The sequence below is a fragment of the Bradyrhizobium sp. SHOUNA76 genome, assembly GCF_023006445.1.
In the GTDB taxonomy this organism is placed as follows: domain Bacteria; phylum Pseudomonadota; class Alphaproteobacteria; order Rhizobiales; family Xanthobacteraceae; genus Bradyrhizobium.
The window spans coordinates 1-3,619 of record NZ_JALBHA010000587.1 but is presented as its reverse complement, the minus strand read 5'-3'; the positions used below and the strand labels follow the sequence as shown (position 1 = coordinate 3,619).

Here is a 3,619-nt window from a genome sequence, read left to right as displayed (position 1 = left end):
CGAGCGGCAGATAGGTCACGGCGATGTGGGTGTAGCGCACCGCGAGCGCCAGCGCGGTGCGCGTCTGGTAGCTGTACAGCGAGCGGTGGCAGGGCGCGTTGAACCAGAGCGCGCTGTAGCGTTGCCAGTTGGCGAGCGTATCCGGCGCTTCGCAGGCGCGGCCGCCTTTGAAGCCGTGGCGGCTCGGACGGTAGTATTGCGCACCGGCGGTACCGAGATAGGAGCGGAAGCAAAAGCCTTCGTCGGACAGTGCCAGCGGCCGGTCCGGATTGCCTTCGCCCGAGGCGATGCTGTCGCCGAGGCCGGCAACGAAGATGTCGCGGACCTGGATCTCGGTCTGGACGCGCTGGGTCGGATCGGAGCCGGAGGAGACGTCGACGGTCGCGACCGTCTGCTTGCCGTAGCGGACACGTAAGTTGATCGGCTCGGCGCAGTCGAAGGTCGATTGTTGCGGGCCGTCGCCGTCGTCGAACGACCAGGCGCAGGTGGCGCCGACCGGCACGGCGCCAACGAGGCGCACGGTGACGGGATGGTCGATCGGGGTGAGATAGTTTTCCTTGGTGTTGTCGCGCGTGCAGGGCTGGTTGACCCGGCCCTGGAGGTCGATGCAGAGGCGGTTGACCATGTTGCGGGCCCAGCCGCGGCCTTCGCTCTGGAGCTCCAGCGATTGTTCAGCGGCCAGGATGTTGCGGTTGCGTGCGTTCTCGACATGGAGCAGGAAGTCGCGCTCCTCGCGGAACAGCCGGAAGCGGTTACGCACCTCCCAGCTGATCTGCAGGGTGCCGGCGTCCTGAGCGGCGGCGCGCTGGGGCGGCAAGGCGATCAGAATCCCCGCAAGCAGCAGGGCGCCTGCGGAAAGGGTACGAAGGGGGAGTGGGATCATGGCCCGCTGTTCAACGGCAAAGTTGAGGCGGAAATAAGAGAGGATTGCTCCCCCGCCTGCAACCTTTGTCTCACGGGTTTGAGGATCCGCCTACCGCTTGCCAACCTGCCGCAGCGCCCGTTCACGCTCCATCGTGGCCACCTGCTTGGGCAGATTAGCCTGGGCGCAGGCCTCCGCCAGCCGTCGTCGCTCCTGCCACGGCGCGACCACGTTCATCCAGAGCTCGCGCGTGCCCATGATGGAGATGGCGAGGCCGAACGGGATCACGAAATAGAGGATGCGGAACACCAGCAGTGTCGCCAGAAGCTCTTCGCGGCCGAATTGGGGCAGCGCCACCAGCATGGCGGCATCGAACACGCCGATCGAGCCGGGCGCATGGCTGGCAAAGCCGATCAGCGTCGCCAGGATGAACACCACGGCAAGCGACATGAAGTCGATCGGCGGATTGGCAGGCATCAGCAGATACATTGCCAAGGCGCAGAAGCCGAGATCGACCACGCCGATCAGGATCTGGACCAGCGTCAGCGGCGCCGAGGGCAGCACCACCTTCCAGCCCTTTTGGCCGAGCTCCCGCCGCTTCTCGCCCATGCACAGCCAGACCAGATACGCGCCAATCGAGGCAAGGCCGCCGAGCGCGATCAGCCGGTTGATCGACGGGGGAAGCTGATCCATCGAGGACGCCGCATCCGGATGGATGGCCAGCCCGATCGAGAGCACGAAGATGTTACCGAGCCAGAAGGTGAGGCCCGACAGGAAGCAGATCTTGGCGACGTCGATCGCGTTCAGCCCGTAGTCCGAATAGATCCGGAAGCGGATCGCGCCGCCGGTGAAGACGGTGGCGCCGATGTTGTGGCCGATCGAATAGGACGTGAAGCTGGAGAGCGCTGCGATGCGATAGGGCACCTGCTTCTTGCCGATCGTTCGCAGTGCAAAAAAGTCGTAGAATGTCAGCGTACAGAACGCGAAGAAGACGCAGATGGCCGCGAGCCCGATGCTCCCGCGGGGAATCTCGGTCAACGCGGTCAGGATGACCCCGGTATCGATGCCCTTGAGGGTCCGCACCAGCGTGGTGATCGCGAAGGCGATGATGAAGATGCTCGCGGCAACTCCGAGCCGTCGCCAGCCGATCCATCTCTTGAAGCCGCGCTTCAGCGCAGGCAGCAGTCCGTGCATTCATCCTCCCGGCGGGGGGCAAGACCGACCGGGCCAGGTATTGGCCAGTCGGGTGCGATCATGGCCAAAGGCAGGCATCGATCGCTAGGCATGATCCAGCTCATTTAAGGCAAAAACAGCGGCTTGTGCAGCCCTTGACAACAATAGGTTCTGCGCGGGACCGGCCATTTTGTCATACGCGGTTCACATCGAAGGCGCTTTAAGCATATGAGTCGTGAAACCGGCCGGCTCGCGCATTTCGCATGCTGCCATGATCTCAGATCCCGGCGCCGTCCGTATTGTTCCAGCGCAAGCCTTACGGGCCTTTTTTGGAACGTCGCTGCCGCGCGCTCGTTGTGCCCCATCAGCAACCGGACATGGCGGAATAAGCGGCTTTTCGTGCAGGCCGCTGCCGTCGTGTCTCAGAAACCGAACGAGGACGGAACGATGGGACTGTTTACAAAAGACATCAAGACCATGAACGACCTGTTCGTGCACCAGCTCCAGGACATCTATTACGCCGAGCAGCAGCTGACCAAGGCGCTGCCGAAAATGGCAAGCAAGGCTACCGATCCCCAGCTGAAACAGGGCTTTTTGACGCACCTCGAGGAAACCAAGCAACACGTTGCTCGGCTCGAGGAAGTCTTCAAGATGCACGGCGTCGCCGTGAAGGCAGTCGATTGCCCGGCCATTGACGGCATCATCGAGGAAGCCGACGAGACCGCCGGCGAAGTTGCCGACAAGGCGGTGCTCGACGCGGCGCTGATCAATGCGGCCCAGGCCGCCGAACATTACGAGATCGTGCGCTACGGCAGCCTGATCGCCTGGGCCAAGCAGCTGGGCCGCAACGACTGCGCCAGCGTGCTCGCCAAGACGCTCGAGGAAGAGAAGGCGACCGACATGAAGCTGACGAAACTCGCCGAGAGCAAGGTGAACCTGCGCGCGGCGAGCTAGGGCAAGGCTCATTGCGACGAGCGCCGCGCGGTCATCCGCGCGGCGCGTTCTGCTTCTTCACCATCCGCCATGCTCCGCCTGGCGCGATTGCGCACGGGGGCATCCAGTACCCCGCGGTCGCACTTCGTTTGCACGATCTCCGCCACGGAGTACTGGATCCTGCGCGGGCCATGACACCGGAATTGTGGTGCCTCGAGCGCACGCATCCATCATTCGGTCATTCTCGAAGCATGATGGTGCGGCCAAGTCTATATTTCGCATGGGGCTGCAATCGGGTGCAGCATGCGAGCCAACACCATCAGACCTCAAACCTTCGACAACCGGGTCGCCACACCGCGCGCTTCGTCGCCTCTTGCGACCTCTCTCACACTGGCGGCAATGAGCCTCGGCTATGGCGTCGTGCAGCTCGACGTCACCATCGTCAACACGGCGCTGGATGCGATGGGCAGGACGCTCGGCGGCGGCGTCGCCGAACTGCAATGGGTGGTCAGCGCCTACACCATCGCGTTTGCCGCCTTCATCCTGACCGCCGGCGCGCTCGGCGACCGCATCGGCGCCAAGCGCGTCTTCATGGCCGGGTTCGCCATCTTCACCGCGGCGTCGCTCGCCTGCGCGCTGTCGCCCAATGCG

3 protein-coding genes and 1 pseudogene are annotated in these 3,619 nt (G+C 63.8%); 2 read left to right on the top strand and 2 right to left on the bottom strand.

Features of this window, described 5'->3' with window-relative positions; genetic code table 11:
- Both MOV74_RS33785 and MOV74_RS33780 read right to left on the bottom strand, forming a co-directional pair.
- Window positions 1-883, bottom strand: a pseudogene (locus tag MOV74_RS33785) (hypothetical protein); the annotation flags it as partial.
- A gap of 90 nt (window positions 884-973) precedes the next feature.
- Window positions 974-2,056 (bottom strand): YbhN family protein, encoded by a 1,083-nt coding sequence (locus MOV74_RS33780; protein ID WP_246931317.1) that lies wholly within the window; start codon window positions 2,054-2,056, stop codon window positions 974-976.
- 426 nt (window positions 2,057-2,482) lie between these two features.
- Here MOV74_RS33780 and MOV74_RS33775 point away from each other — a divergent pair, with 426 nt between their 5' ends.
- Both MOV74_RS33775 and MOV74_RS33770 read left to right on the top strand, forming a co-directional pair.
- The gene (locus MOV74_RS33775; protein WP_246931316.1) at window positions 2,483-2,989 is read left to right on the top strand and encodes a ferritin-like domain-containing protein; all 507 of its coding nucleotides are present in this window, start codon (window positions 2,483-2,485) and stop codon (window positions 2,987-2,989) included.
- A gap of 282 nt (window positions 2,990-3,271) precedes the next feature.
- On the top strand, window positions 3,272-3,619 hold a 348-nt coding region (locus tag MOV74_RS33770), incomplete at its 3' end, for an MFS transporter (protein ID WP_246931315.1).

What these genes read in the sequence shown, in the direction of transcription:
- MOV74_RS33780 (WP_246931317.1), bottom strand. Translation starts at nt 2,056, where the DNA reads ATGCACGGACTGCTGCCTGCGCTGAAGCGCGGCTTCAAGAGATGGATC.
- MOV74_RS33775 (WP_246931316.1), top strand. Translation starts at nt 2,483, where the DNA reads ATGGGACTGTTTACAAAAGACATCAAGACCATGAACGACCTGTTCGTG.